The organism is Rhizobium lusitanum (assembly GCF_014189535.1).
In the GTDB taxonomy this organism is placed as follows: Bacteria; Pseudomonadota; Alphaproteobacteria; order Rhizobiales; family Rhizobiaceae; genus Rhizobium; species Rhizobium lusitanum_C.
In genome coordinates, this window is the sequence record NZ_CP050308.1 from 2,864,736 (window position 1) to 2,888,868 (window position 24,133).

At 61.5% G+C, this 24,133-nt stretch carries 25 protein-coding genes; 6 read left to right on the plus strand and 19 right to left on the minus strand.

The features are described from left to right. Window positions 1-67: 67 nt before the first annotated feature. Together HB780_RS27495 and HB780_RS27500 are read left to right on the plus strand one after the other, a co-directional pair. A complete protein-coding gene (locus tag HB780_RS27495) occupies window positions 68-802 on the plus strand; it encodes an SDR family NAD(P)-dependent oxidoreductase (RefSeq protein ID WP_183690883.1) in 735 nt (244 codons plus the stop codon). Window positions 803-1,007: 205 nt separating this feature from the next. Continuing rightward, a complete protein-coding gene (locus tag HB780_RS27500; protein WP_183690885.1) occupies window positions 1,008-1,607 on the plus strand; it encodes an NADPH-dependent F420 reductase in 600 nt (199 codons plus the stop codon). Window positions 1,608-1,707: 100 nt separating this feature from the next. Here the strand turns inward: HB780_RS27500 and guaA are convergent, their stop codons facing one another. From guaA to HB780_RS27515, 3 genes are all read right to left on the minus strand, one after another. After that, complete coding sequence (guaA, locus tag HB780_RS27505) at window positions 1,708-3,270, minus strand: glutamine-hydrolyzing GMP synthase (protein WP_183690887.1); 1,563 nt, start codon at window positions 3,268-3,270, stop codon at window positions 1,708-1,710. 103 nt (window positions 3,271-3,373) lie between these two features. After that, complete coding sequence (locus HB780_RS27510) at window positions 3,374-4,015, minus strand: 5'-methylthioadenosine/S-adenosylhomocysteine nucleosidase (protein ID WP_183690889.1); 642 nt, start codon at window positions 4,013-4,015, stop codon at window positions 3,374-3,376. Next, window positions 4,012-4,461: a PaaI family thioesterase gene (locus HB780_RS27515; protein ID WP_007694473.1), complete on the minus strand. Its 450-nt coding sequence runs from the start codon at window positions 4,459-4,461 to the stop codon at window positions 4,012-4,014. Before HB780_RS27515 ends, HB780_RS27510 begins: the two co-directional genes overlap by 4 nt. Before the next feature lie 160 nt (window positions 4,462-4,621). On the opposite strand from HB780_RS27515, the gene HB780_RS27520 reads away from it, so the two are divergent. Continuing rightward, window positions 4,622-5,698: a DUF2252 family protein gene (locus HB780_RS27520; protein WP_183690891.1), complete on the plus strand. Its 1,077-nt coding sequence runs from the start codon at window positions 4,622-4,624 to the stop codon at window positions 5,696-5,698. Between the two features lie 301 nt (window positions 5,699-5,999). Here HB780_RS27520 and HB780_RS27525 read toward each other — a convergent pair whose 3' ends face one another. From HB780_RS27525 to HB780_RS27540, 4 genes are read right to left on the minus strand one after another with little or no spacing between them, the layout of a single operon-like run. Continuing rightward, window positions 6,000-7,085 carry a DUF1513 domain-containing protein gene (locus tag HB780_RS27525; protein WP_183690893.1) on the minus strand — a complete coding sequence of 362 codons (1,086 nt, stop codon included), beginning with the start codon at window positions 7,083-7,085 and terminating at the stop codon, window positions 6,000-6,002. Window positions 7,086-7,090: 5 nt separating this feature from the next. Further along, window positions 7,091-8,212, minus strand: coding sequence for an imelysin family protein (locus HB780_RS27530; RefSeq protein WP_183690895.1), 1,122 nt, complete (start codon window positions 8,210-8,212; stop codon window positions 7,091-7,093). Then, on the minus strand, window positions 8,212-9,771 hold the full coding sequence (locus tag HB780_RS27535; protein ID WP_183690896.1) for a di-heme oxidoreductase family protein: 1,560 nt from the start codon (window positions 9,769-9,771) through the stop codon (window positions 8,212-8,214). Before HB780_RS27535 ends, HB780_RS27530 begins: the two co-directional genes overlap by 1 nt. Before the next feature lie 45 nt (window positions 9,772-9,816). Next, entirely contained in the window at window positions 9,817-11,094 is a 1,278-nt protein-coding gene (locus HB780_RS27540) for an imelysin family protein (protein WP_183690898.1), read from the minus strand. A 217-nt stretch (window positions 11,095-11,311) separates the two neighbouring features. Here HB780_RS27540 and HB780_RS27545 point away from each other — a divergent pair, with 217 nt between their 5' ends. Beyond that, window positions 11,312-11,815, plus strand: a complete 504-nt coding sequence (locus HB780_RS27545) for an HPP family protein (RefSeq protein ID WP_183690900.1) — start codon at window positions 11,312-11,314, stop codon at window positions 11,813-11,815. A gap of 9 nt (window positions 11,816-11,824) precedes the next feature. Here the strand turns inward: HB780_RS27545 and HB780_RS27550 are convergent, their stop codons facing one another. The 5 genes from HB780_RS27550 to HB780_RS27570 form a co-directional block, all read right to left on the minus strand. Then, window positions 11,825-13,114: an RsmB/NOP family class I SAM-dependent RNA methyltransferase gene (locus tag HB780_RS27550; RefSeq protein WP_183690902.1), complete on the minus strand. Its 1,290-nt coding sequence runs from the start codon at window positions 13,112-13,114 to the stop codon at window positions 11,825-11,827. Window positions 13,115-13,333: 219 nt separating this feature from the next. Then, entirely contained in the window at window positions 13,334-13,702 is a 369-nt protein-coding gene (locus tag HB780_RS27555; protein WP_183690904.1) for a septal ring lytic transglycosylase RlpA family protein, read from the minus strand. Window positions 13,703-14,098: 396 nt separating this feature from the next. Then, window positions 14,099-14,971: an SDR family oxidoreductase gene (locus HB780_RS27560; RefSeq protein WP_183690906.1), complete on the minus strand. Its 873-nt coding sequence runs from the start codon at window positions 14,969-14,971 to the stop codon at window positions 14,099-14,101. Beyond that, the gene (gene queG / locus HB780_RS27565) at window positions 14,971-16,128 is read right to left on the minus strand and encodes a tRNA epoxyqueuosine(34) reductase QueG (protein WP_183690908.1); all 1,158 of its coding nucleotides are present in this window, start codon (window positions 16,126-16,128) and stop codon (window positions 14,971-14,973) included. The genes HB780_RS27560 and queG overlap by 1 nt, the downstream gene beginning before the upstream one ends. Before the next feature lie 12 nt (window positions 16,129-16,140). Further along, a complete protein-coding gene (locus HB780_RS27570) occupies window positions 16,141-16,833 on the minus strand; it encodes a glutathione S-transferase family protein (RefSeq protein ID WP_183690910.1) in 693 nt (230 codons plus the stop codon). A 152-nt stretch (window positions 16,834-16,985) separates the two neighbouring features. Here HB780_RS27570 and HB780_RS27575 point away from each other — a divergent pair, with 152 nt between their 5' ends. Then, window positions 16,986-17,786: an undecaprenyl-diphosphate phosphatase gene (locus HB780_RS27575; protein WP_183690912.1), complete on the plus strand. Its 801-nt coding sequence runs from the start codon at window positions 16,986-16,988 to the stop codon at window positions 17,784-17,786. Between the two features lie 67 nt (window positions 17,787-17,853). Here HB780_RS27575 and HB780_RS27580 read toward each other — a convergent pair whose 3' ends face one another. The 7 genes from HB780_RS27580 to dnaN all read right to left on the minus strand — a co-directional run bounded on the left by HB780_RS27580 (window position 17,854) and on the right by dnaN (window position 22,956). Further along, window positions 17,854-18,018: a hypothetical protein gene (locus tag HB780_RS27580; protein ID WP_007702841.1), complete on the minus strand. Its 165-nt coding sequence runs from the start codon at window positions 18,016-18,018 to the stop codon at window positions 17,854-17,856. Between the two features lie 286 nt (window positions 18,019-18,304). After that, window positions 18,305-19,285, minus strand: a complete 981-nt coding sequence (locus HB780_RS27585) for a complex I NDUFA9 subunit family protein (RefSeq protein WP_183690914.1) — start codon at window positions 19,283-19,285, stop codon at window positions 18,305-18,307. A 111-nt stretch (window positions 19,286-19,396) separates the two neighbouring features. Next, window positions 19,397-19,684: a DUF1330 domain-containing protein gene (locus HB780_RS27590; RefSeq protein WP_183690916.1), complete on the minus strand. Its 288-nt coding sequence runs from the start codon at window positions 19,682-19,684 to the stop codon at window positions 19,397-19,399. 23 nt (window positions 19,685-19,707) lie between these two features. Next, entirely contained in the window at window positions 19,708-20,400 is a 693-nt protein-coding gene (gene pyrF, locus HB780_RS27595) for an orotidine-5'-phosphate decarboxylase (RefSeq protein WP_183690918.1), read from the minus strand. 1 nt (window position 20,401) lies between these two features. Further along, a complete protein-coding gene (locus tag HB780_RS27600) occupies window positions 20,402-20,989 on the minus strand; it encodes a histidine phosphatase family protein (protein ID WP_183690920.1) in 588 nt (195 codons plus the stop codon). A 91-nt stretch (window positions 20,990-21,080) separates the two neighbouring features. Next, window positions 21,081-21,674, minus strand: coding sequence for a phospholipid N-methyltransferase PmtA (pmtA, locus tag HB780_RS27605; RefSeq protein ID WP_183690922.1), 594 nt, complete (start codon window positions 21,672-21,674; stop codon window positions 21,081-21,083). A 163-nt stretch (window positions 21,675-21,837) separates the two neighbouring features. Continuing rightward, window positions 21,838-22,956 carry a DNA polymerase III subunit beta gene (dnaN, locus tag HB780_RS27610; protein WP_183690924.1) on the minus strand — a complete coding sequence of 373 codons (1,119 nt, stop codon included), beginning with the start codon at window positions 22,954-22,956 and terminating at the stop codon, window positions 21,838-21,840. A 262-nt stretch (window positions 22,957-23,218) separates the two neighbouring features. Between dnaN and rsmI the strand changes: the two genes are divergently transcribed. Further along, window positions 23,219-24,127, plus strand: coding sequence for a 16S rRNA (cytidine(1402)-2'-O)-methyltransferase (rsmI, locus tag HB780_RS27615; protein WP_183690926.1), 909 nt, complete (start codon window positions 23,219-23,221; stop codon window positions 24,125-24,127). Window positions 24,128-24,133 lie beyond the last annotated feature (6 nt).

A 24,133-nucleotide genomic window follows, 5' to 3' on the forward strand; every position in this document is an offset into this window, starting at 1 on the left:
CGAACCTATCTTGAGGTTCTCGGGGGCGTCCCCGAACGACCAAAGATAGAGTCTGATAGGAGAAGTCATGGGAAAGCTTGAAGGTAAGGTTGCAGTTATCACGGGTGGATCGAGCGGCATGGCGCTGGCCAGCGCCAAGCGGTTCGTTGAAGAAGGCGCCTATGTCTTCATCACGGGCCGGAGGCAGGAGGCGCTGGACGAGGCCGTCAAGCTGATCGGCCGGAACGTGACCGGCGTGCGCGGCGACGCGGCTAATCTCGACGACCTCGACCGCCTGTTCGATACGGTCAAGCGGGAAAAGGGCAAGATCGACATCCTGTACGCGAGCGCCGGCACGGGCGAAGCCGTACCGCTGGGCGAGATTACCGAGCAGCATTTCGATGCGGCCTTCGGCCTGAATGCGCGCGGCACGCTGTTTACGGTTCAAAAGGCGTTGCCGCTGTTCAACGATGGCGGATCGATTTTCATGACCGGGTCGGTTGCTTCGATCAAAGGTTTTCCGGGTTACAGCGTGTATGCGGCGAGCAAGGCGACGTTGCACGCTTTCGCACGCGGGTGGCTCAACGAACTGAGGGGCAGAAATATCCGGGTGAACGTACTGCACCCGGGGCCGATCGCCACGCCGATGCAGGACCAAGTCCTCACTGAGGAGGCGAAGCAGATGTTCGAATCTCTGATCCCACGGGGAAAGATGGGTCGCCCTGAGGAAATTGCGGCGGTCGCGCTGTTTCTTGCTTCAGACGATTCGAGCTTCGTGAATGGAGTGGAGTTGTCTGTCGACGGCGGCTTCTCGGCCATCTGAATTCGCGTCGGATCACCGGAAGTGGCTGATCCGCAGGAACTAGCGTGTCCATGGTGGAACGACTTCCGGGCTGAACGGTCGGCTCAGCCGCGCGGAAGTCGTTCACGACAGGACGTCTACGTGAAGGTCGCCATGCGGCGAAACGGATAACCCTGCACCGTTGAAGGACAGGGAATCAATCTCAACACAACATCGGAGAAGCACTATGAGCTACGCAATTGTAGGATTCGGTGCGATAGGCCAAGCCCTCGCCCATGCCTTCGCCCGTAAGAACATCGAGGTGGCCGTCGCGAGCCGCCGGCCGCCCGAGGCGTTGGCGCCGCAGGCTCGGGCGATTGGACCCACGGTCGTCGCCAAGTCGCTGCGGGATGCACTCGAGGCCGACACAATCATCTTGGCGGTCCCGTTCGGGGAGCATCGCGAGGTTGCGAAGGCCCTGCCGAGCTGGAAAGGCAAGATGGTCATCGACGCGATGAACGCGTTTCCAGTCCCTGAAGAGCTGGACGGTCTCCCGTCCTCCGCCTTCGTTGCGAAGGCGTTCACGGGCGCCAAGCTCGTGAAAGGTTTCAATCACCTGATCGCAGCTACCCTGGCTACCGATCCGGTCGTCGAGGGCGGCCACCGGGTTGTCTTTCTATCGAGCGACGACGAGGACGCGATCGCTCCCGTGGCGGCCCTGGCCAAACAACTCGGCTTTGCACCCGTCAAGCTGGGAAAGCTCAGCGAGGGTGGTGCGCTGGTGCACGCACGCGGCCGCACTTGGGGCCAGCTCATCTTCCAGGATTTGTTCAAGAAGGAGCAGTAGTCGATCTACGACCGTGTGATCGACGCCGAGAACTGGTTGCGCGCTAACGTGTTGGAGCAGCGCGCGACCGAATATTTGTCGGCTCCCCCGGTACTCCCGTCTATTCCCACTCGATCGTGCCCGGCGGCTTCGATGTCACGTCATAAACGACGCGGTTGATGCCGCGGACCTCGTTGATGATGCGGGTCGCAGCGCGGCCGAGGAATTCCATGTCGTAGTGGTAGAAGTCGGCGGTCATGCCGTCGACGGAGGTGACGGCGCGCAGTGCGCAGACGAATTCGTAGGTGCGGCCGTCGCCCATGACGCCGACGGTCTGGACCGGCAGCAGCACGGCAAAGGCCTGCCAGATGGCGTCGTAGAGGCCGGCCTTGCGGATTTCGTCGAGATAGATGGCATCGGCTTCGCGCAGGATCTCCAGCTTTTCGCGGGTGATGCCGCCCGGGCAGCGGATGGCAAGGCCGGGGCCTGGGAAGGGATGGCGGCCGATGAAGCTGTCGGGCAGGCCGAGCTCCTTGCCGAGCGCGCGTACCTCATCCTTGAACAGTTCGCGCAGCGGCTCGACGAGCTGCATCTTCATGCGCTCCGGCAGACCGCCGACATTGTGGTGCGACTTGATGGTGACCGAGGGGCCGCCGGTGAAGGAAACGCTTTCGATGACGTCGGGGTAAAGCGTGCCCTGGCCGAGGAAATCGGCGCCGCCGAGCTTCTTGGCTTCCTCTTCGAAGGTCTCGATGAAGAGACGGCCGATGATCTTGCGCTTGGTTTCGGGGTCGCTGACGCCCTCCAGCTCGCCGATGAAGCGCTCGGAGGCATCGACATGCAGCAAATGCAGATTGTAGTGTTCGCTGAACATGGCGACGACATTGGCCGCCTCGTCCTTGCGCATCAGGCCGTGATCGACGAGGATGCAGGTCAGCTGGTCGCCGACCGCTTCGTGGATCAGCAGGGCCGCGACGGAGGAATCGACGCCGCCGGAGAGCGCGCAGATGACGCGCTTGTCGCCGATCTGGTCGCGGATTGCCTGCACCGCCTTGGCGCGGTAGGCCGACATCGACCAGTCGCCCTTGATGCCGGCGATGTTGTGAATGAAGTTGCCGATCAGCTTGGCGCCGTCGGGCGTATGCACCACTTCCGGATGGAACTGTACACCGTAATATTTGCGCTTCTCGTCGGCGATGAAGGCATAGGGCGCGTTCGAGGACGTCGCGACGACTTCGAAGCCTTCCGGCAGCGCGGTGACGCGGTCGCCATGGCTCATCCACACCTGATGGCGCGAACCGGAGGACCAGAGGCCCTCGAACAGCGCGCAATCGGTGTTGACGTCGAGGAAGGCGCGACCGAATTCGCGGTGATGTCCGCTTTCGACCTTGCCGCCGAGCTGCATGCACATGGTCTGCTGGCCGTAGCAGATGCCGAACACCGGCACGCCGCTGTCGAAGATGATCTGTGGCGCCCGGGGCGAACCTTCGTCCACGGTCGAAGCCGGGCCGCCGGAGAGGATCACGGCCTTCGGCTGCAGCCGTTCAAAACCGGCTTCGGCGGATTGGAAAGGGATGATTTCGCAATAGACGCCCGCTTCGCGCACGCGCCGTGCGATGAGCTGCGTCACCTGGCTGCCAAAATCGACGATGAGAACGGTATCGGGCTGTGCTGTCTGGGTCATGTCGAGCCTTTAATGAAAAGCGCTTTCGCTGGCAATCGGGCAAATCACGGCGGAGCCGAATTTATTGTCCCGATTGTCCTCAATTCTAGCGGTTTCCGGTCCTTTAGAACCAGAATACGCCGTCTTCAAGGGCAGTGAACAGCGCGTCGACGGCATTGGAAAGCTTGCGGTCGATGATATGCAGATATTCCGTCCAGTCGGAAATGTGCTGCAGGTCGACTTTCCCATCAGAAATACCGCGTAGCCCGATCAGCGGCCGATTATAGGCCTGGCAGGCGCGCAGCACCGCATAGGTTTCCATCTCCACCATATCGGCAGCGATCCGGCCATAGGCCTCCGCGCCGGAAATGATGTTGCCGCCGGTCGAAAGGCTGGCCTCCGGAACGCCGGGAATGCGCAGCGGCAGCTCGATGGTGGCGGGCAGGTCGAGAAAGGGCGTGCGGCCCTTCTCGAAACCGAGCGGCGAAGCATCCATGTCGCGATAGGACACGGAGGTGGCTTGATAGACTTCCGTCTGGTCCAGTCTGGCGGAACCGGCCGAGCCGAGTGACACCACGAGGTCGGGGAGATCGTCCTGTGCCTGGAGTTGGGCCAGCGCGCGTGTCAGGACGACGGCCGCCTCGACCGGGCCGACGCCGGTTATCAACGGTTCGAAGCGGGATTGCAGGAAAGGTCCATATTCGGCTTCGGCCGCCATCACGAACAGGATCGATTTTCCCGACACGCGCTTCAGTTCGAATGTCATCCGGTAATTCCCTCTCGGCCCCGGATGACCATCATCGTCCCGGTCATGGAGGCAATCAGCTTGGCCGGTCCGTCACCGATGGCATAGCCACGCCCATCGGCAACGATGATGGTATTGCCCGGCTTGGTGACCTCGCCGCGAAACAGAAAGCGCTCTCCGCGCCCCGGCGACATCAGGTTGACCTTGAATTCGATGGTAAGGATCGAGGCGGTCGGGTCGATGAGGCTATAGGCCGCGAAACCGCAGGCCGAATCCAGCGCCGCTGAGATGATGCCGGCATGCAGGATGCCGTGCTGCTGCGTTAGCTTGACGTCGAATGGTAGCTCAATCTCGACCATGCCATGCTCGACGCGCGTCAGTTCCGCGCCGATCGTCGCCATTGCCGCCTGTCGCTCGAAACTCGTTCTGATGCGCGCCCTATAGTCGCCGCTGTTTTCCCCGGTCATGTTGTTCCCCTTCGCAGGTGCGAAATTGGCATGGCAAGGTCATTTGGACAAGGGTCATGCGATGGAAATCGCCCTTGGGGAAGTGATGTATCTGCGACATTGTTTTTCCATGATGCCCGGTTTTCGGTATGCTCATCAGGAAATTCGAGATGGAGCTTAGATGGCGACGATCCTGCAATCGACCAAAGCTTATGAAAGCTGGATGCGGGCACAGCTCGGCGCCGATCTGGTGGAGGCTGATCTCGACAAGAAGTACAAGAAGATGAAGAGCGGCGGTTTCGTATTCCTGCGCGCCTCCTATTGGCGCTGGGCCGAGACCATCTTCGACATTTGCCCTGACCTTGCGGATGCGCCGCAGTTGCTGGCGATTGGCGACACGCATCTCGAGAATTTTGGCACCTGGCGCGACGAGGAGGGGCGGCTGGTCTGGGGCGTCAATGATTTCGACGATGCCGCCACCATGCCCTACGCGCTCGATCTGGTGCGGCTGGCGGCGAGCGCGATCCTGACGCGTGGCGATGATGGCCCAACGCCGCGTGCTATCGCCGATGCCATTCTGGGCGGCTATCGGCGCGGCATGCAGAAGCCTTCGGCGGTCATCCTCGAGCGCGATTATAAATGGTTGCGTAACGCGGTGATCCTGTCGAACGCCGAGCGCAAGGCGTTCTGGGATAAGTTTCGCGACCTGCCGCCGGCGGCCAAACCGGTGCCGGAGCCCTATCTCGACGCATTGCGTCGGTCATTGCCGGACCCGACGCTGACCTTCGTCCCCAAACCGCGCACCGCCGGCACCGGCAGCCTCGGCCGTCCGCGTTTCGTCGCCGACGTCGAATGGCGCGGCGGGCCGGTGCTACGCGAGGTCAAGGCGCTTGCCCAGTCCGCCTGGTCGCTCTGCCATAACCCATCGGATACGACAATCCATACGGGCGTTATCGCCGCCGGCCGGACGCGTGCTCCCGATCCGCGCTATCAGGTAACCGGCAAGCTATTGGTCCGTCGCCTGTCGCCGAACAGCCGCAAGATCGAAGTCATCGGTGATGCACAGATCCTGCTGTCGCCCGATATGCTCGATCTGATGGGCTTCGAAATCGCCAGTTGCCATGCGGGTGACGCGGCGCGTATTCCGCCGGTTCTGGCGGATCTCGACAAGCGCGGCGGCGATTGGTTGAGGATATCCGCCAAGGCTGCGGCAACGGCGATCAGCGCGGAGCAGGCGGAGTTTGCCAAGCGGTGGTGAGGTGGGTTGGGGCCGTATCTCGCCCTTGGCGGGCGAGAAAGCAATTTCACTGGTTTAGGAATTGCGAAACAAGAAGCTCTATGTATTCAAAAGGTTGGCGCAATTTCTAAGCCATTGAAATTGCAAGAGCGGGGGTCCGTGTCTTGCTCGTTGCGGCGTTCTTGCGTCCCTGCCTACCCCCTCTCTTGCAAAAACTAAGAATTAGACGCGGGACAAGCCCCCGCCTAATCCTAAGTTTTTGCTTTCTCGCCCGCCAAGGGCGAGATAGGCCCCTGCACATGCCACGCCAACGTTGCACCTCTCAGCCACGCCCAATCCGCACAATATGCTGATCCCAGGCCACATCGCTGTGTTGCCCCAGAAACTCGCCGCGATAGGACGACACCGCAAACCCATGCTCTGCCGGCGCGATCCCCGCCGCATCCGTTACGCTCTCGACCTTCAGCACCGCTCCGGTCTTTGCATCCAGCGTCACGGATGTCCCCTCGACCGGTGACGTCACGCCGACGAGGTTTTCGGCGCGGTTGACGGCGATGGCGCCGACGTAGTTGCCGAGTGCGCGGGTGGTGTCGTCGGGCAGGTGGACGAAGGTCAGATCCTCGCCCCTGGCGAAATGGCCGATGAGCGGCGGCAGGTCGTTGCGGCGGCCTTCATACTGGCAGGCGAACCAGACGCGGCCGGTGGCGTCGATATCGACATGCCGGGTGGAGACCTTTGCATATTGCGGCGGCAGGGCGTGCTTTTCGATCAGCCGGCCAGTTGCCGCGTCGATCAGCGTCAGCGACGGCTCCATATGGTCGAGGTTGAGTTTGGTGCGCCCGAAATCCGGATGCGTCTCGATACCGCCATTGGCGACGATCAGCAGCTTGCCGTCGTCGGACACCGTCATGTCGTGCGGGCCGGTGCCATAGGTCTCGTATTCACCGATGCGGGTGAAGCGGTTGCGGGCATCGTAGATGCCGATCATGCCCCGGTTGGCGTCGAAGTCGTTCTCGCTGGCATAGAGCAGCTTACCGTCAGGCGAAAACGTGCCGTGGCCGTAGAAATGCCGGCCCTCGCGCGCGCTGATGACGATCGGCTCGCCCTTGTTCCAGGGATCGAAGATCATTGCATAGGTGCCGGGCCGGCGGGCAAAGGCGACGGTCTTGCCGGTCGCTTTCGAAAAAGCCATGCCGTGGGCACGGGCGGGCAGCGCCACCTGGTCGATGATCTCGCCGCGCTCGGTGACCGTCGCGACGGCAAAGGAGCCGTCGGCGGCGCGCATGCCGGAAGCATAGACCGCGTCGGCCCGCTCCAGAGCCATCAGCGCGCCGGGCCTCAAGGCTGCCAGGAAGGTTAGCCCTGCCGCCTTGACGAAGGCCCTGCGGTCGATCAGCGCGCTTCGCATCGCCGTTAGTCCCCGTCGGCGAAGGAGAAGCCGGCGGAAAGGCCGATCGCGCCGCCGTAATTGTCGCTGAAGCCGGTGGTGAGGTCGCGGGTCTCGGCAAGCAGCGTGTCGATCTTGGCACGGTCGGCATCGCTGGCGATTGCCGCTTCGATATCGGGATTGACGGTCGGCGCGGTGGCGATCAGCTTGTCGAGGAGTGCGTCGATCTTGCCGGCCATGTCGCGCTTGTCGGCGGGCAAGAGGTCGGCCATGTCAGCCTTTTCCCAGAGCGCCTTCAGTCCTTCGAGATTGCCGGTGAGCGAGGTCCAGGTGTTGCCGGAGCGCCAGTAGATCGCCATTTTCGGCCGTGCCGCGGCGGGATCGCCCTTGTAGAAGGTTTCCAGCCGCTGGTCGCGCACATTGGCGGCGCCATGGACGAGGATGCCAAGTAGCGCGGTCACCGCCTCCTTGTTGTCCATGAATTCTTCGCTGTCCTTGCCGGGGTTCTTCCAGGACTTCTGCACGCCGTTTGGATCGTCCCATTCGTCGGCGATTTCCTTGGCGGTGTTCTCGATATTGCCAGCGACAGCCGCGCCATAGCGGCAACGGAAACCCTGCTTCTCGGAGCTCAGAACATTGGAGCCGTTGCCGTAGAGCACATATTCCAGCGCGGTCATGCTCATCAGCGCCACGCTCTTGCTGGCAACGGCCTCGACGGTGGTGTCGTGCTCGTCGGCCTTGGCGATCAGCGCCTGCACTTGCTTGAGGCCGACGCCCTTGCGGTCGGGGTAGAAGAGGATGTGCTCGAAGCGGTTCTTTTCGATGATCGGCCCCGTCTGCACGATTTCGATGCGCGACCAGCTCTTGATCGTGTCGCCGAAGGCGGACTGCGCGGCGGAAAGGCTTGCGGCGGACGGATCGGCGCAGAGTGCCTTCATCGTCGTCGTCAGCTTCGCGGCGCTGTCATGCACGGTGCGATAGCCGGGGCGGATGACGTCGTCTATCGCCTTCTGCATGACCGCCGGCACCGCCGCTTCGTTCAGCCCGGCACCATTGGTTGTGGCCTCTTGCGCGCCGGCGGGCAGCGCGAGGAAGCTGAGAAGGAGGCTTGCTGCAAGCGGCTTTGCAAGGGATGTCCAGGGGTGCATCAGAGGGACTCCAGAAAATTGATGAGAGCTTGCCTGTCGTCCTGCGGCAGGTTTGCGAAAGTATTGCGAGCTTTCTCCGCCTCTCCCCCATGCCAGAGGATGGCTTCGGTCAATGTCCGGGCGCGGCCGTCGTGCAGATAGGCTTGCCGGCCGCTCACCGTCTGCGTCAGGCCTATACCCCAGAGTGGTGGCGTGCGCCAATCGCGGCCGGATGCCACACCCACCGGCTGGCCGTCTGACAGACCGTCGCCCATGTCGTGCAGCAGGAAGTCGGAATAGGGCCAGATCAGCTGGAAAGCCTGAACCGTGTCCTTGCCGTCGCTGCCCTTGAGATCGTCGCGCGTGACGAATTTCGGCGTATGACAGGCGGCACAGCCGGATTGATAGAACATGTCCTTGCCGCGCAGCACATCGGGAAAGCTCGCCTTGCGGCGGGCGGGTACGGCAAGGTTCTCGGAATAGAAGGTGACGAGGTCGAGGATCGGTCCTGGGGCCTCCGTATCGCCGAGGCGCTTCTGCACGCCGGTCGGCATGGAGAGGCATTTCGGCTGCTTGGCCGTGCAATCGCCATAGGGGTTCGGTCGGTCGGGGGTGGAAATGCCGATGTCGGCGGAGAAGGCGCTGGCTACCTGATCGCGGACTGTGGCGTTTTGCGCCTTCCAACCGAAACGGCCCAATGTGATCTGCCCGGTGCGGTGATCGCGGACGATGGCGGCACGGCCGCGAATGCCGTCGCCATTCTTATCGTCCGGGTCGGCATGGGCAAGGATATCTGCTTCCGGAATGGCTTCGATGAGGCCAAGGCCGATCATCGGCGGGGCGATGCGCGCCGAGACCGTAGTCGTCTCGCCGAGCGGGCCGTAAGCAAGGTCGGCCACGGCATAATGCGGCTTGCGCAGCGTGACGGCCTCACCGCCCGCAAGCGTCACCGTCTCCTCGGAATAGCTGACGGCCACCTTGCCCTCGGCGGCAAGGCCGGGCACGGCGAGATCCTGCAATTGCGCGCCATAGGTGGCGTCGGGAAAGTTGATCGCCTTGAAATCCCGAAGCGCCTGTTCCTCTTCCGGCGTGATTGCCGGCCGCGCCAGGCGCAGCACCATCGATGTGGCGGCGGCGCCCACTGTGTCCGGCGCATGGCCGCGACCGTCGCGGATGTGACAGCTCTGGCAGGAGCGGGCGTTGAACAGTGGGCCTAGCCCGTCCGAAGCTTGCGTGGAGGAGGGAGCGGAGACCCAAAGCTTGCGGAAAAGCGCATTGCCGAGATGGAAATTCTCTTCGCGCTCGAGGCCGAGATTGGCCGACGGCTGCGAGAAGATATCGCGGCTGACGGGAGCGACCGTCGTGGTCGCGCCGCTCTGCATCGCCTCATAGGGCTCGGCCTTGGAGAAATCCGTGGCTGGCCGGGTGATGTCCTGCACCCGTTTTAACTGTTCGGGCGAAAGGTCGATGCGGACGGAGGGGAAATTCAGAATCTCCGCCGCGGCCAGGGTGATGGAAAAAACCAAAAAACCCGCGACGAAGGCGGGCAGGAGGACGCGACGAGCCGGGATGCGGGTCATATGTGTCGGAGCGGCAGCGCTTGAGACGCTGCCGCTCTCCCTTACTTACTTCTTGAAGACAGCGTTAGGATTATCCAGGCTGTCCGAACCTTCAAGCTTGATCGTGCCGAGATCGAGAGCGGCGACGACGCGCTGAATGCTCTTCGTCTGGTCGAGCAGGCCGTCGATTGCCTTCTGGACAGTGGCGTTGCCAACAGTGTTGCCTTCGCCGATCATCTGGTCGTACTTCTCAACCGTTTCGCCGCGATGAACCATGGCCTTCATGGCATCGAGCGTGGCGTTGAGCTTGGTTTCGACTTCCTTGTCGAGCGCCTTGTCCTTGGCGGCGACCAGGTCGTGCAGCGACGCGCCTTTCAGCTTCTTGCCGTCGATGCGGGTATAGTTGCCGTTATAGGCGGCAGCGATACCGATGGCGTCGTTGTTGTGCGAGTTATACGTGTTGTCCGAGAAGCAATCATGCTCTTCTTCCGGATCATGCAGCAGCAGGCCGAGCTTCATGCGCTCGCCGGCAAGTTCGCCGTAGGAGAGCGAGCCCATGCCGGTCAGGATGGCGGCAAGGCCAGCCTTGGGATCGGCTTCGACATGCTTGGTGGCTTCGCCGTCCGGCGTCCACTTTTCGGTCATTTCCTGCAGGTCGGAGACGAGCAGCGTCGAGGCGGACTTCAGATATTCGGCGCGGCGATCGCAATTGCCGTGCGTGCAATTCTTCAGGTCGTAGTCGGTGGCGGGACGTTCGCCGGCGCCGGGACCGGTGCCGTGCAGGTCCTGACCCCAGAGCAGGAATTCGATGGCGTGATAGCCGGTCGCGACATTGGCTTCGACGCCGCCGGCCTGATGCAGCGTGCCCGAGAGGAATTCCGGCGTCAGATGCGAGGCGTCGACATCCTTGCCGTTGATCTTGATCGTCTTGTTGGCGATGACATTGGCGACATAGAGCGAGTTCTCGTCGCTCTCGGTGCCGTAGGAGGCGTCGACATAGTCGATCAGGCCTTCGTCCAGCGGCCAGGAGTTCACCTTGCCTTCCCAATCGTCGACGATCGGGTTGCCGAAGCGATAGACTTCCGACTGCTGGTAGGGAACACGCGCCTTGATCCAGGCAGCCTGAGCAGCCTTCAGCGTCTTGTCGCTGGGAGTGGCAAGCAGGGCATCGATGGCCTTGTCCAGCACCTTGGCCGTGATCAGCGAGTCCTCGTATTTGGCATGCGCGACTTCGGCGTAATGCTTGATGATGGCTGCCGGCTCAGGAGCCTTGGCGAGCACTGGGACGGCTGATGCAGCGACAGCCAGCGCCAAAGCGGCGGCTAAATTGATTTTCAATTTCATGTTCCCTCTCCTATGACAGCTGGGGCACCGTCAAAACTTGGCGACTGGTGTCATGTATTAAAATTAAACTGGTGTCAAACGCTCTAGTTTGTGACGATTTTCGAAGATAGGAAATTACCGATTTAGGTCTCGCCAATGGAATAGATTTGCTTGAAAAAGCGGCAGATACAGTTCAAAAAATAGGCAAGTTGAGTCCAATCGAGTCTTCAAGCCCCCCATGCATCGCCATTTCAAGCATTTCATCCATCGTCATGAGCCGGAAGGCCACTGGCACGGGCATCTGAAATCCGGCATCGGCGCGGTTACGGGCATGATTGCGGTTGGCGGTTTGACGATCGCAACCGGTATTCCGCTGCTGATCGCACCCTTCGGTGCCACGGCCGTCCTGATCTTCGGCCAGCCGAAAAGCCCGCTGGCGCAGCCGGCCAATGTGATTGGCGGCTATCTGCTGGCCGCGCTGGTCGGCAGCCTTGCCATGGTGCTGTTTCCGGGCTTGTGGTGGGCGGCCGCCATCGCGGTCGGCCTTGCCATCGCCGGCATGCTGATGCTGCGGGTGACGCATCCGCCGGCGGGCGCCGTGCCGCTGGTGGCACTCGGCTCGCATCTGTCGGCTTGGACATTGTTTACGGTGGTCGGTCTCGGCAGCCTTTTGCTGATCGCCATCGCCGTGCTGCATCATCTCATCCCGCCGAAGCAGCAATATCCGCTGCGGGCGGAATAAAACTTCCCTTTATTGCTTGCGCTGCAGGCGGCAGAAGAAGAAGCCGTCGGTATCGGTCGATGCCGGCGTCAGCGTGATGGTCTTGCCGTCCGACGAGAGCGGCTTCGGCGCTTCGTTGCCGAACAGCTTTTCCCAGGAACTCAGCGCCTCGACCACCTCGAACTCCGGATTGTTGGCGGCGAAACGGTTGACCTGCGTCTCGTTTTCGTCCGGCAGGACCGAGCAGGTAACGTAGAGCAGCATACCGCCGGGGCGGACGAATTCGCCGGCCTGGGCCAGCGCTTCCTGCTGCTGGCTGATGCGTTCGTCGAGGTTCTTCTGCGTCAGCCGCCATTTCGTATCGGGACGGCGGCGCCAGGTGCCGGTGCCGGTGCAAGGCGCGTCGACCAGCACCTTGTCGAATTTGCCGCGCAGGGCAAGCAGGGCGTTGCGTTCGTCGTGAACCTGGACATTGCGGGTGCCGGCGCGCTTCAATCGCTCGATGATCGGCGCCAGCCGCCGGCGATCGGTATCATAGGCGTGGACCTGACCCTTATTGTGCATTGCCGCCGACATGGCGAGCGTCTTGCCGCCGCCGCCGGCGCAATAGTCGAGCACCTGGTCGCCCTCCTGCGGCAGGACGAGATCGGCAACGATCTGCGAGCCCTCATCCTGTACCTCGAACCATCCCTTCTGGAAGGAAAGCTCGGCGGTGACGTTCGGCAGGCGCGATGCGCCTTCGCCGGCGGGAATGCGGATGCCGTTACGGGCAATCTTCGAGGCCTGGGCGCCTGCGCGCTCCAGCGCCTTGACCGCCTTGTCGCGGCTGGCCTTCAGGGAGTTGGCGCGCAGGTCAAGCGTCGGCCGTTCGGCAAGCGCCTGTGCCTCTGCCAGCCAGCTATCGCCGAAAGCCTGCTGGAAAGAGTGTTCGACCCATTCGGGAATATCGCCCTGGATATGGCGGGGCGCATCCTCGAGCCTGCGGGCGGCAAAGGCGGCCAGCGCCTCTGCGCTCGGTGCCTCGGGCGCGAATTTGTCGCCGTCAAGCTCTGCGGCCAGCGTTTCGGGCGTCAGGCCCCATTGACGGAAGAGGACGGCATGGGCGAGCCCGGATGGGGTGTCGTCGCCCATCAGCCAGGCATGCGACAGCCGCATGCGCAGGGCGTCATAGACGATGTTGCCGATCGCGGCGCGGTCGCCGGAACCGGCGAAGCGATGGGCAAGTCCCCAATCCTTCAGGGCATCGGCCACCGGTCGCTTGCGCGTTTCGATATCGGCAAGAACCTCGATGGCACCCTGTAGTCGGCCGCCCAAACGCATTCACTACTCTCCTGCTCGGCGCATGGGCCCGAAAATCACGATCGATTGTCGGAAGGGCACATGCGCTCATCATGATGTTGCTGACACCTCATCAATCCGCACGAATATATAGCACGTGGCGGCAGATTATTGAGACGTCTCAACCGCGTGGTAGCCGCGATTGACGGAGAGAGCAAGCATTACGCCGAAACGCCGGATCGTTACCGGCGATTTCGCGGATTACCTGGAAGCGACGATTTCGTAGCAGACCTTGGCCGTGCCGGAGGAAACCATGCCGATATCCTGTGCTGCTGCACGGGAAAGATCGAGTACCCGGCCGCGAATGAAAGGTCCGCGATCGTTGATGCGAACGACGACGCTGCGGCCGTTATTACGGTTGGTGACCTTCAGGCGTGTGCCGAAAGCAAGCGAGCGATGCGCGGCAGTAAGACGTGCGGAACTCATGCGTTCCCCGGAAGCAGTCTTGGTGGTTCCGCCGTACCATGATGCGCCCCCGCATCCCGTTGCTGCAAATGCGTCCGTAGAGAGGATAGCAAAAGAGGCGGATATAGTTGCGGCGATCGCAATAGCACGATTGAGTTTCTTCAAACCGATTTTTCCCTCAAGCAATTGAACTTGCGCCCAGCAGGCGGTGCGGGCTTAAATCGGGCGAAAAATGGCGAAAAAGTGCCTCCGTCGATCACGGAATGTTACAGTCTGTAACATTTGTGATTCACGGCAATTGATATGACAAGGCATCGAAAAAGCTGCTTCTTGGAAAAAGCCTAATGGAATCAGTCAAAAGCCGAATAAATTTTCTTTGACCCCCGGCGCTATGCGAAGGATCACGAAAGTCGGAAAAATAATTTTCCGACTTTGCCATAATCGCTGCCGCATTTGTGCAATTTTAGAGATCGTTAACCATAAGTGTGGAGAAAATTGAACTATGCCGGGTGGCTTAGTAGGAATTTTCATGCGAATTGGCTGTGATAACTATGGCTCTGTTCAGCCGCGCCAGCGTCCGGAAGCCCATAATTCGGCCAGCGACATGCGGTATTCCGGATAGCGGAAAAGGAAGCCGAGGGAGCGTAGTTTTGCATTCGAAACGCGCTTGTTCTCACCATAGAACGAACGGGCCATCGGCGTCAGCTCCGCCGTCTCGAAAGGCTGTTCCGGCGGCGGCTCGACACCCATCAGGCGGGCCGCTTCGACAATAATATCCTGCGGCGCGGTCGGCTCGTCATCTGTGACATTATAGATACCGCCGAGACGGCGGTCGGAGAGGAACTTGGCGCTGGCGCCGATGTCCTCTACGCGGATGCGGTTGAACACCTGATTTGCCTTGATCAGCCGTCGTGCCGTGCCCTTTTCCAGATTGGAGAAGGCGTTGCGGGCGGGGCCATAGATGCCGGCAAGCCTAAGCACGGCCACGGGAATGCCAAGCCGGACGCCGACGCGCAGCCAGCCATCCTCCGCTTCGACACGCTCGACGGAGCGGTTGGAAACCGGGTGCAACGACGTTTCCTCGTTGATCCAGGCACCCTTATGATCGCCATAGACGCCGACGGTGGAAAGGTATCCGATCCATTCGAGCTTCGGCATCAGCGTGGCGACATCGAGATGCGCCAGCCTGAGTAGCGGATCGCCCGCCGTACCCGGAGCGATCGATTGAATAAGGTGCGTGGCAGATTTCATCGCCTCGGCGAGCGCCGGATCGAGCGTCTCGCCGTCGAAGACAAAGGCTTCCACGCCTTGCCTGGCGAGAAGATCGGCTTTGTCGGCCGAGCGGGTGGTGCCGGTGATGCGGATACCGGAGCCGGCGAAGGCCCTGGCGATAGCGGTTCCCGAATAACCGCAGCCGAAAATCATCACATGCATCACGCCACTCCCGCCAGTTTCCATTCGGCGCGGACATCCGCGTCCGGTTCGTCGGTTCTTTCTGCCGCAAAAGCAAGGAATTCGCCAGCCGTCATCAGCCGCGACAGCGCCCAGACGGCCATGCCGCGCACGACGGGCGAGGGATCGCCGGAGAGACGACGGCTGGCCTCGATCAAAGTGCGATCATCGGAATTGCCGGCGGCGATCAACACGTTGCGGACAAAACGGTCGCGGCCGATGCGCTTGACCGGCGAGCCGCTGAAGAAGGTGCGAAAGGCGGCATCGTCGAGATCAAGCAGAAAGGCGATCGACGGCTCCTTGAGGTCTTTGCGGGCGACGAGCTTCATCTCCGACGCTGAGCTGGCGAATTTGTTCCAGGGGCAGGCGGCAAGACAATCGTCGCAACCATAGATGCGATTGCCGATCAGTGGCCGAAGCAGCGGATCGATCGGCCCTTTATGCTCTATGGTGAGATAGGAGATGCAGCGACGGGCGTCGAGCTGGTAGGGCGTCGGGAAGGCCGCCGTCGGACAGACATCCAGACAGGCGCGGCAGGAGCCGCAATGGTCGATCTCGGCCTGATCCGGCTCCAGATCGGCCGTGGTGAACATCGAGCCCAGAAACAGCCAGGAGCCATGCGTGCGGCTGACGAGATTGGTGTGCTTGCCCTGCCAACCGAGTCCGGCGGCCGCCGCCAGCGGCTTTTCCATGACAGGGGCGGTGTCGACGAAGACCTTGACGTCTTCCTGCGAGCGGGCGGCAAAGCGGGTGGCGATCTCCTTCAGCCGGCCCTTGATGACGTCATGATAGTCGCGATTGCGGGCATAGACGGAGATGGCCGCCTTATCCGGTTTTTCCAGAATGCCGCGCGGGTCTTCCTCGGGGCCATAATTCAGGCCGAAGACGGCGATGGAACGCACATCGCCCCAGAGCATGCGCGGGTCGCCGCGGCGTTCGCGGGTCTCTTCCATCCACGCCATGGTGCCGTGGTAGCCTTGCTCAAGGAACTGGTCGAGCCTGACGCTGGCCTCGGGGATGGCATCCGGCCGGGTGATGCGACAGAGATCGAATCCCTGCGCCCGTGCTTCGTCGCGTAGAAAAGCGGTCAGCGTCTGCCGCCGCCTGCTTTCCTTTTCTGCTGCACGGTCTTCGGGCATGGCGAGCCCTCGTCAGAAATCCAGATCGGCGTAGTGCGATACCGGCGTGATGGCGCGCACGCGCTCCGCCAGGATCGGACGGAAGGAGGGGCGCGATTTCATCCGCTGATACCATTCCTTGACAACGGGCGATTCCGCCCAGTCGATCTCGCCGAGATAATCGAGAACGGAAATGGAGGCTGCCGCCGCGAGATCCGCATAGCTCAGCCGGTCGCCGGCAAGCCATTGCCTGGAGCCCGCGAGCCAGGAGAGATATTTCATGTGCTGGCGGATATTGCCGCGCGCCATGCGCATCAGCTTGGAATCGGGTGCGCCACCACCCTGATCGGCGGTCATCTGCAGCTTGTAGACCCGCTCGCGCACCAGAGGCCGCGTCACGTCCTGTTCCATCTTCTGCATGAACCATTCCGTCAGCCGGCGGATTTCCGCGCGCTGGAACGGGTCTTCGGCCAGAAGCCGGCGGTCGCGTTTCAGCACGCCATGCGTCTCATCGACATATTCGGAAATCACGGTCGCGCCACAGAGCGCCCGCATGCTGTCGTCAACATAGACCGGCAGGGTGCCGGCCGGGTTGAGCGCCAGGAAGTCGCGTCGCTTTTCCCATGTCTGTTCCTCGATCAGCTCCGTCTGATAACCGTATTCGGTCAGGATCAGACGGACGAACCGTGACGGAGATGACATGGAGTGATGATACAGCGTCGGCATTGATACTCGGGCTTTTTTGATTGATGCTTACGGGCGTTTTGGGTCGGTCATGATTGCGACCCTAGTCATACGTCATCGGTTGAAGCTATAGGAGCTTGGCCTAGTTAACACAAGCGAATCGGGCTGCCCCGCCGTTTGACAAAGGACACAATATGGCTGAACAAATTATTATCGCGCTGGTTTTGGGCCTCGTGGAAGGCCTCACAGAGTTTATTCCCGTTTCCTCCACGGGTCATTTGATACTGATCGGACATTTTCTCGGTTTTAAATCTGCAGGCACCTTCGAGGTTCTGATCCAGCTCGGTGCGATTCTCGCCATCTTGCTCGTCTATTTCAACCGTCTGGTTCAAATTGCCAAGGCGTTGCCGGTCAGCGTCAAGGCGCGGCATTTCGTGCTGGCCATTCTCTTCGGCTTCCTGCCGGCCGCGGTCATCGGCGCGCTCGCGCATGATTTCATCAAAGGCGTGCTGTTCGAGACGCCCGCTCTCATCTGTATCTCGCTGATTCTCGGCGGCATCGTCCTGCTCGTCATCGACAGGATCGAGTTCAAGCCGAAATATACCAGCGCCTACGATTTCTCGTGGCCGATGGCGATCAAGATCGGCTTCTTCCAGTGCCTTGCGATGATCCCCGGCACCTCGCGTTCCGGCTCGACGATCGTCGGCGCCCTCTTGCTTGGCGCGGACAAGCGCTCTGCGGCTGAGTTTTCCTTCTTCCTCGCCATGCCGACCATGGTCGGTGCCTTCACGCTGGATCTATGGAAAAGCCGGCACGATCTCACCATGGCCGACGGCCAACTGATCGTCATCGGTTTCGTCGCCGCCTTCATCACGGCGCTGTTCGTGGTACGGGCATTGCTCGATTTCGTCTCGCGCCGCGGCTACGCTCCCTTTGCATGGTGGCGTATCGGCGTCGGTGTCCTCGGCCTGATCGGGCTTTACACCGTCGGCTGAAGTGGCTGCAAAGTCGAAATAGCGAAGAAAATTAAGGCCGGTGAGAACCGGCCTTTTTCATGCTCGATCAGTTCGAGGATGATGCGTCGATGGAGCCCGTCGTGCAGGGGTCGACGCCATAGGTCGGCGTGCATTCACCCTTGACCGAAGCGATGCTGCCACGGGCCATGAACGAGCCCGCGAGGATCACTAGTGCCGCGCACGCAAACAGAAGCGCGATAGACTTACCCATCGAAAAATGCCTTTCCGCAGAATTAGAGCGCGCCACGATCTGGCTCCTTGGGTGAACCTCTGGACGCGCGGTTGTGTTAGTCAGTGAAGTGAGCAATAGCAATAAATGTTCATGCTAAATTTGACGTTAATGCTACTATTTTTGAGGTGCGTCTTTTCGGCAACGTCAGGCTGTGCGTTAAGCCGGCGTACGCGCTACCCAGAAGATCATGAGCAGAGCTGAAGAAACGAAAAACGCCGCCCGGGCGGAACCAGGCGGCGTTTGAATTTTTCGAACGATCGCGGCGTCAGGCAGCCTTGCCGGAACCGGTGAACTGGCCCTGCGGACGATAGCGCACCAGATAGGACGGCAGCACGGAGGCCAGCAGGGTCGGCAGCAGGCCGATGCCCTTCAGCGTCCGTCCCTCAGCTTCGGCTTCCTTGGAAACGACGTTGTCGCTCTTCAGCAGCGTAACCTGATCGGCGGTGATCGGCGGCGCGATGAGCGGCAACAGCGACGTGATGCTGGCGATCGTGGAAAAGAAACTGAACGGCAGGGAGACCAGCGGTTTCTTGCGATTGATGACCGCAAGTGTGGTCTCGAGACATTCGCGGAAGGACAGTACTTCCGGACCGCCAAGTTCGTAGATCGTGCCGGCCTTCAGCTTGCCGTCAACGCCGCGTGCGATTGCCTCGGCGACATCCTCGACATAAACCGGCTGGAACTTGGTCTTGCCGCCGCCGATCAGCGGCAGGAAGGGTGCCGAGCGCGACATCTCGGCGAACTTGTTGAAGAAATTGTCTTCCGGTCCGAAGACGATCGACGGCCGCAGGATGACAGCATCCGGCTTGATCGAGAGAATGGCGGCTTCGGCGCGGCCCTTGGTGCGAGCATAGACCGAGGGCGAATTGACGTTGGCGCCGAGAGCGGAGACATGCGTCAGCGAAGCGCCGACGCCGCGCGCGGCTTCCGCGACGGCCTTGGCACCGAACTCCTGCACGGCGTCGAATGTGTTGCGGCCGCTTTCAGCGAGAATGCCGACGCAGTTGACGACATGCTGCGCGCCTTCGACGGCGCGGTCGATGGAGTTGCGGTAGCGCAGGTTCGCCTGGACGATCGAAATCTGGCCGAGATTGCCCTGCGGCTGCAGGTAACCGGCGAGATCGGGACGGCGAACGGCGACACGGATGCGGTAGCCGCGCTTGGCGAGCGCGCGCACGACATGCCGCCCGATGAAACCTGATCCTCCGAACACGGTCACGAGCGGCGGAAGGTTGGACAGGGTCATGGCAGGCTCCTCGAAAGGCTTAGATGGGGCTGATCTGGTTTCGTCTTAGCCGATCCGAGGGCCGAGGTGAAGTGCCATCGCGCCGCATCGTCTAGCCGCTTTTTGAAAGCGTCAGACGCCTTCGACGACAACCATTTCCGCGTCCGCCACTTCCTGGCGGATTTTGGCGGCGATCTGGTATTCCGGCGAGTTGTAGCAATCGACGGCATGTTGCAGCGACGGGAATTCGATGACGACATTGCGGCTGCGCGCCTGGCCTTCCAGCGGTGTGAAAGCACCGCCCCGGGCAAGAAAATTCGCGCCGTACCGCTCGAAAGCCGGCTTGGCGGCGGCAACGTAATCCTTGTAGCGCTCGAGGTCGCGAACATCGACGCGAGCGATCCAGTATCCCTTTACCATGTCGGCCTCCCTGTATCTTGAAATTAGAGTGCGGCATCCATTTCCGCGAGGATGGCGCGGGCGGCCTCTTTCGGATCGGCCGCCTTGACGATCGGCCGTGCCACCACGAGATGGCTCGATCCGGCCTTGATGCCCTCAGCCGGTGTCATCACGCGCTTCTGGTCGCCCTTGTCGCTGCCCGCTGGGCGGATGCCGGGGGTGACCAGCGCCATGTCCGGGCCGATGATCTTGCGCACGGCCGAGGCTTCCTCGGCCGAGCAGACGATGCCACCCATGCCGGCGAGAAGCGCCTGTTCGGCGCGGCGCAGTACCAGCGTATGCGGGTCGTATTCGTATCCGGCGGCGATCAGGTCCTCCTCGTCCATCGAGGTCAGCACGGTGACGCCGAGCAGGCAGAGATCGGAGCCCTTGGCAGCGGCGACAGCTGCCTTCATCGCTTTCGGATAGGCGTGCAGCGTCAGCATCGACATGCCCATCTTGACGATGTTCTCGACGCCGGAGGCGACGGTGTTGTCGATATCGAGCAGCTTCATGTCGAGGAAGATCTTCTTGCCGTCAGCGGCGAGGTCGCGGGCAAATTCCAGCCCGCCAGCAAAGGCCAGTTGATAGCCGATCTTGTAATAGAGAATATCGTCGCCGAGAGCGCTGACGACCTTTTCGGCCTCCTGAAGGTTTGGAACATCCAGTCCAACGATCAAGCGGTCGCGCGCGGTCATATCAAACCCATCCCTGCCAATTTTCCATAGGCGTCCAGTCGCATGAGACGACGCGCTTCGCAAGATCGAATGCGAAAAGATTGCCGCCGCCCGGCGGTTGATCGCCCTGGCGCGCGATCGGCTTGCCTTCGAAGTGACATTTCAGCAGTGTGCCCACGCCACCATGGCCGACAAAGGCGATAGGTATCAGCGGATCATGCCGCGCAAGAACGGCCTCCACCTGGGAAACGATCCGGGTCTGTGCGTCGATGGCGCGCTCCCAGCCTTTGAAGCTTTCGTGCGGATGAGCAAAGAACCAGTCCGCCGCCTTCTCGAATTCCGGCGGAGCCAGGAAGCCGGTGGCGCTGCGGTCGTTCTCATGTGTGCCTTCGATGATCTTGACCGCCGCGCCGCTTGCCGTTGCCAGCGCCTCGGCAGTCTCGATCGCCTTGCGCTCGGCGCTGGAAATGATCAGGCCAAGCTGCTGAGCCCAGGGTAGGGTCGCCGTCAGCTGCGCCCGCGCCGCGCCGATTTCGGACAGTCCCCATTCCGGCACGGGAATTGTGGGATCGATGCGCACCTGCGGATGGGTGATATAGAGAGCGAACATCGGCGGCGGGATCCTGTTTTGCGGAAGGAGCTTCGGAGCCGAAATATTTCCTATCGAATGATGACGGCAAGATGACTCTTCGGAGCCGAACTCAGCCGCGCCGATAAATCCAGAGCTGCGCCGGCGGGATGTTGCGGACGATGAAGTCGAAATGCTGGATGTGGTAGCGATCCGGCCGGGCGATGATCGGCGAAACCGGACCGTAGGAAATCTGCACGACCGGGCGGCCGGGCGGCATGCGGTCCAGCAGGCTCTCGAGCAGGGCGACGCGCGCTTTCATCGGGAAATTCAGCAGTGGAATGCCGGAAATGACGGAATCGAAGGTCTGGCCGCGCAGCACGCCGAGCGTCGTGTCGAGATCGAAGGCGTCGCCATTGATGAAGTTGACGCCGGCATAACGGCGAACGAGGTGATTGTAGAAGTCGGTGGAATATTCGATGGCGACAAGGTTCTGCGGCTCGACGCCGCGCGCCAGGATTGCCTTGGTGATCGCGCCTGTTCCGGGACCGAGTTCCAGCACCGGCAGACCGGATTGGATATTGACGACGCTCGCCATTTTGCGGGCGGTGATCGACGACGTCGGGGCGATGGAGCCGACCGTTTTCGGACCCTGCATCATCCCCTTGAAGAAACGGATCTCCTCATCGAATTTCTTGCCAAGCCGTTCCTTGAGACGCAGCGCCATGCTCTCCCCCACCATTTTCTACAGTTGCGACTTACATATCGCTTGTGTCTAATCTTGCAATGCAATGACGCAATAACAAAAGAAAATGTCGCAATCAACGCGCGTTAAAATAAAAGCGCCCTTCCCGTGTCCATGAGAACGCGGGAAGGACGCTTTGGTTTCGCTAGACGCGCATCGGCATCAAGACATAAAGGGCGTCGTCGCCGGCCGTGTCGCGGATGAGCGTCGGCGAGCCGGCATCGGCAAGCAGGAAGATCGCGGCGTCGCCGGACAGTTGTGCGGTGATGTCGAGCAGATATTTGGCGTTGAAGCCGATTTCCATCGCATCGGTATCATAGCTGACAGCGACTTCTTCCGTCGCACTTCCGGAGTCCGGGTTGTTGACCGTCAAGAGCAGCTGGCCGTCCGACAGCGCCAGCTTCACGGCGCGGCCACGTTCCGACGAGATGGTGGAGACGCGGTCGACAGCCTGCGCAAAGGACTGGCAATCGACCCGCATTTCCTTGTCATTGTTCGTCGGAATGACGCGCTGATAATCGGGGAAGGTGCCGTCGATCAGCTTCGAGGTCATGACGATCGAGCCGATCGTGGTGCGGATCTTGGCGTCCGACACTTCGACGGTGACGATGACATCGGGGCTATCGACCAGCTTCTGCAATTCGCCGACCGTCTTGCGCGGAATGATGATGCCCGGCATGCCTTCCGAACCCGAGGGCGCGCTGACATCGGCGCGCGCGAGACGATGGCCGTCGGTTGCGACCGACCTGAGCTTCAGGTCGCCTTCGCTTTCGATCGTGTGGAAGAAGATGCCGTTCAGATAATAGCGCGTCTCTTCGGTGGAGATCGCGAATTGCGTCCGGTCGATCAGCATCTTCAAATCCGATGCCTTCAGCTTGAAGGAATGGCTGAAGCTGCCGGCGGTCAGATCCGGAAAATCGGATTCCGGCAGGCATTGCAGCGAGAATTTCGAGCGCCCGGAGGCAACCGTCATCGAGCCGCCGTCGGGATTGGTGGCAAGAAGCACTTCCGAACCGTCCGGCAGCTTGCGCACGATATCATAGAGCAGATGCGCCGGAACGGTGGTGGCGCCGGCCTGCTCGACATTGGCGGGAGTTGCCTCGGTGATTTCCAGATCGAGGTCGGTCGCCTTCATGTCGAGGTTGGCGCCCTCGGCCTTGAGCAACACGTTGGACAGGATCGGGATCGTATTGCGACGCTCGACCACGCGGTGGACGTGGTTCAGCGACTTCAGGAGGTTCGACCGCTCAATTGTAATACGCATGGATGCTACCGCTTTCGACCGTGACTGCCCGGGCGGTCCGAAGCGCCCGAAGGATATGGTTCCGAGCGGCCCCGAAGGGATCGCCCCGAAGATTGGACGGGCAAAATGACAGAACTCAGCATGCGAATGCAAGAGGCATCGGGATATGCTGCACGTCATTTCAGTAAATGATGGGCAAAGCTCACAGGATTTGCTGTGCACTTGCCGTCAGACGACGCCTCGCCCATAAAGGCGATGAATCCGAGGCTAATTCAGGACAGGCATGAACGAAGAACATTCCAGCGGCGGAGCGCGCAGCTTCCGCTTGCACAACCATACGGTTCCCGCCCGTCCACTCGAGCCGGCGCTCTATCTTGTTGCCACGCCGATCGGCAATCTCGGCGATATTACGTTGAGAGCGCTGGAAACCTTGGCGGGCGCCGATGTTCTCGCCTGCGAGGACACCCGCGTCACCCGCGTGCTGCTCGATCGCTACGGCATCCAGAACCGGCCCTATGCCTATCATGAGCACAATGCTGACGAGGTCGGGCCGCGACTGTTGCAGGCGCTGGAATCCGGCCGCTCGGTGGCGCTGGTCTCCGATGCCGGCACGCCGCTGGTCTCCGATCCAGGCTACCGGCTGGCGCAACAGGCGATCGAGGCCGGATACCGCGTCGTGCCCATTCCCGGCGCTTCGGCGCCGCTGGCAGCACTCGTCGGCTCCGGCCTGCCCAATGACGCCTTCCTCTTCGCCGGCTTCCTGCCCACCAAGGACAAGGGCAAGCGCGACCGGCTGGCGGAGCTCGCCGCCGTCCCCGCCACGCTGATCTTCTTTGAATCCCCGCACCGCATCGCCGCGACGCTGGCCGCCGCCTCCGATGTACTAGGTGCAGAGCGCCGTGGCGCCGTCGGCCGCGAACTGACCAAGACCTTCGAAGAATTCCGCCGCGGCACGCTGGCTGAACTGGCGGCCTTTTATGACACGGTCGACAACGTCAAGGGCGAGATCGTCTGGTTGGTCGGCCCGCCACAGGAACGCGTCACGCCGGAGGCCGATATCGAGGCCATGCTCCGTGATCTCTCCAAGACCTTGCCGACCGCCAAGGCGGCGGCGGAAGCCGCGCGCTTGACCGGCCTGCCACGCAAGGATCTCTATCAGCGCCTGCTCGACATGAAGGGGCGGCCCGAGTGAAACAAT

What these genes read in the sequence shown, in the direction of transcription:
- HB780_RS27530 (WP_183690895.1), bottom strand. Translation starts at nt 8,212, where the DNA reads ATGCACCCCTGGACATCCCTTGCAAAGCCGCTTGCAGCAAGCCTCCTT.
- HB780_RS27545 (WP_183690900.1), top strand. Translation starts at nt 11,312, where the DNA reads ATGCATCGCCATTTCAAGCATTTCATCCATCGTCATGAGCCGGAAGGC.
- pmtA (WP_183690922.1), bottom strand. Translation starts at nt 21,674, where the DNA reads ATGGCGCTGCGTCTCAAGGAACGGCTTGGCAAGAAATTCGATGAGGAG.
- HB780_RS27495 (WP_183690883.1), top strand. Translation starts at nt 68, where the DNA reads ATGGGAAAGCTTGAAGGTAAGGTTGCAGTTATCACGGGTGGATCGAGC.
- HB780_RS27515 (WP_007694473.1), bottom strand. Translation starts at nt 4,461, where the DNA reads ATGACCGGGGAAAACAGCGGCGACTATAGGGCGCGCATCAGAACGAGT.
- HB780_RS27560 (WP_183690906.1), bottom strand. Translation starts at nt 14,971, where the DNA reads ATGCATGTGATGATTTTCGGCTGCGGTTATTCGGGAACCGCTATCGCC.
- HB780_RS27590 (WP_183690916.1), bottom strand. Translation starts at nt 19,684, where the DNA reads ATGGTAAAGGGATACTGGATCGCTCGCGTCGATGTTCGCGACCTCGAG.
- HB780_RS27550 (WP_183690902.1), bottom strand. Translation starts at nt 13,114, where the DNA reads ATGCGTTTGGGCGGCCGACTACAGGGTGCCATCGAGGTTCTTGCCGAT.
- HB780_RS27540 (WP_183690898.1), bottom strand. Translation starts at nt 11,094, where the DNA reads ATGAAATTGAAAATCAATTTAGCCGCCGCTTTGGCGCTGGCTGTCGCT.
- HB780_RS27575 (WP_183690912.1), top strand. Translation starts at nt 16,986, where the DNA reads ATGGCTGAACAAATTATTATCGCGCTGGTTTTGGGCCTCGTGGAAGGC.
- HB780_RS27520 (WP_183690891.1), top strand. Translation starts at nt 4,622, where the DNA reads ATGGCGACGATCCTGCAATCGACCAAAGCTTATGAAAGCTGGATGCGG.
- dnaN (WP_183690924.1), bottom strand. Translation starts at nt 22,956, where the DNA reads ATGCGTATTACAATTGAGCGGTCGAACCTCCTGAAGTCGCTGAACCAC.
- HB780_RS27510 (WP_183690889.1), bottom strand. Translation starts at nt 4,015, where the DNA reads ATGACATTCGAACTGAAGCGCGTGTCGGGAAAATCGATCCTGTTCGTG.
- HB780_RS27500 (WP_183690885.1), top strand. Translation starts at nt 1,008, where the DNA reads ATGAGCTACGCAATTGTAGGATTCGGTGCGATAGGCCAAGCCCTCGCC.
- HB780_RS27585 (WP_183690914.1), bottom strand. Translation starts at nt 19,285, where the DNA reads ATGACCCTGTCCAACCTTCCGCCGCTCGTGACCGTGTTCGGAGGATCA.
- HB780_RS27600 (WP_183690920.1), bottom strand. Translation starts at nt 20,989, where the DNA reads ATGTTCGCTCTCTATATCACCCATCCGCAGGTGCGCATCGATCCCACA.
- queG (WP_183690908.1), bottom strand. Translation starts at nt 16,128, where the DNA reads ATGCCCGAAGACCGTGCAGCAGAAAAGGAAAGCAGGCGGCGGCAGACG.
- HB780_RS27580 (WP_007702841.1), bottom strand. Translation starts at nt 18,018, where the DNA reads ATGGGTAAGTCTATCGCGCTTCTGTTTGCGTGCGCGGCACTAGTGATC.
- HB780_RS27570 (WP_183690910.1), bottom strand. Translation starts at nt 16,833, where the DNA reads ATGCCGACGCTGTATCATCACTCCATGTCATCTCCGTCACGGTTCGTC.
- HB780_RS27535 (WP_183690896.1), bottom strand. Translation starts at nt 9,771, where the DNA reads ATGACCCGCATCCCGGCTCGTCGCGTCCTCCTGCCCGCCTTCGTCGCG.
- guaA (WP_183690887.1), bottom strand. Translation starts at nt 3,270, where the DNA reads ATGACCCAGACAGCACAGCCCGATACCGTTCTCATCGTCGATTTTGGC.
- rsmI (WP_183690926.1), top strand. Translation starts at nt 23,219, where the DNA reads ATGAACGAAGAACATTCCAGCGGCGGAGCGCGCAGCTTCCGCTTGCAC.
- HB780_RS27525 (WP_183690893.1), bottom strand. Translation starts at nt 7,085, where the DNA reads ATGCGAAGCGCGCTGATCGACCGCAGGGCCTTCGTCAAGGCGGCAGGG.
- pyrF (WP_183690918.1), bottom strand. Translation starts at nt 20,400, where the DNA reads ATGACCGCGCGCGACCGCTTGATCGTTGGACTGGATGTTCCAAACCTT.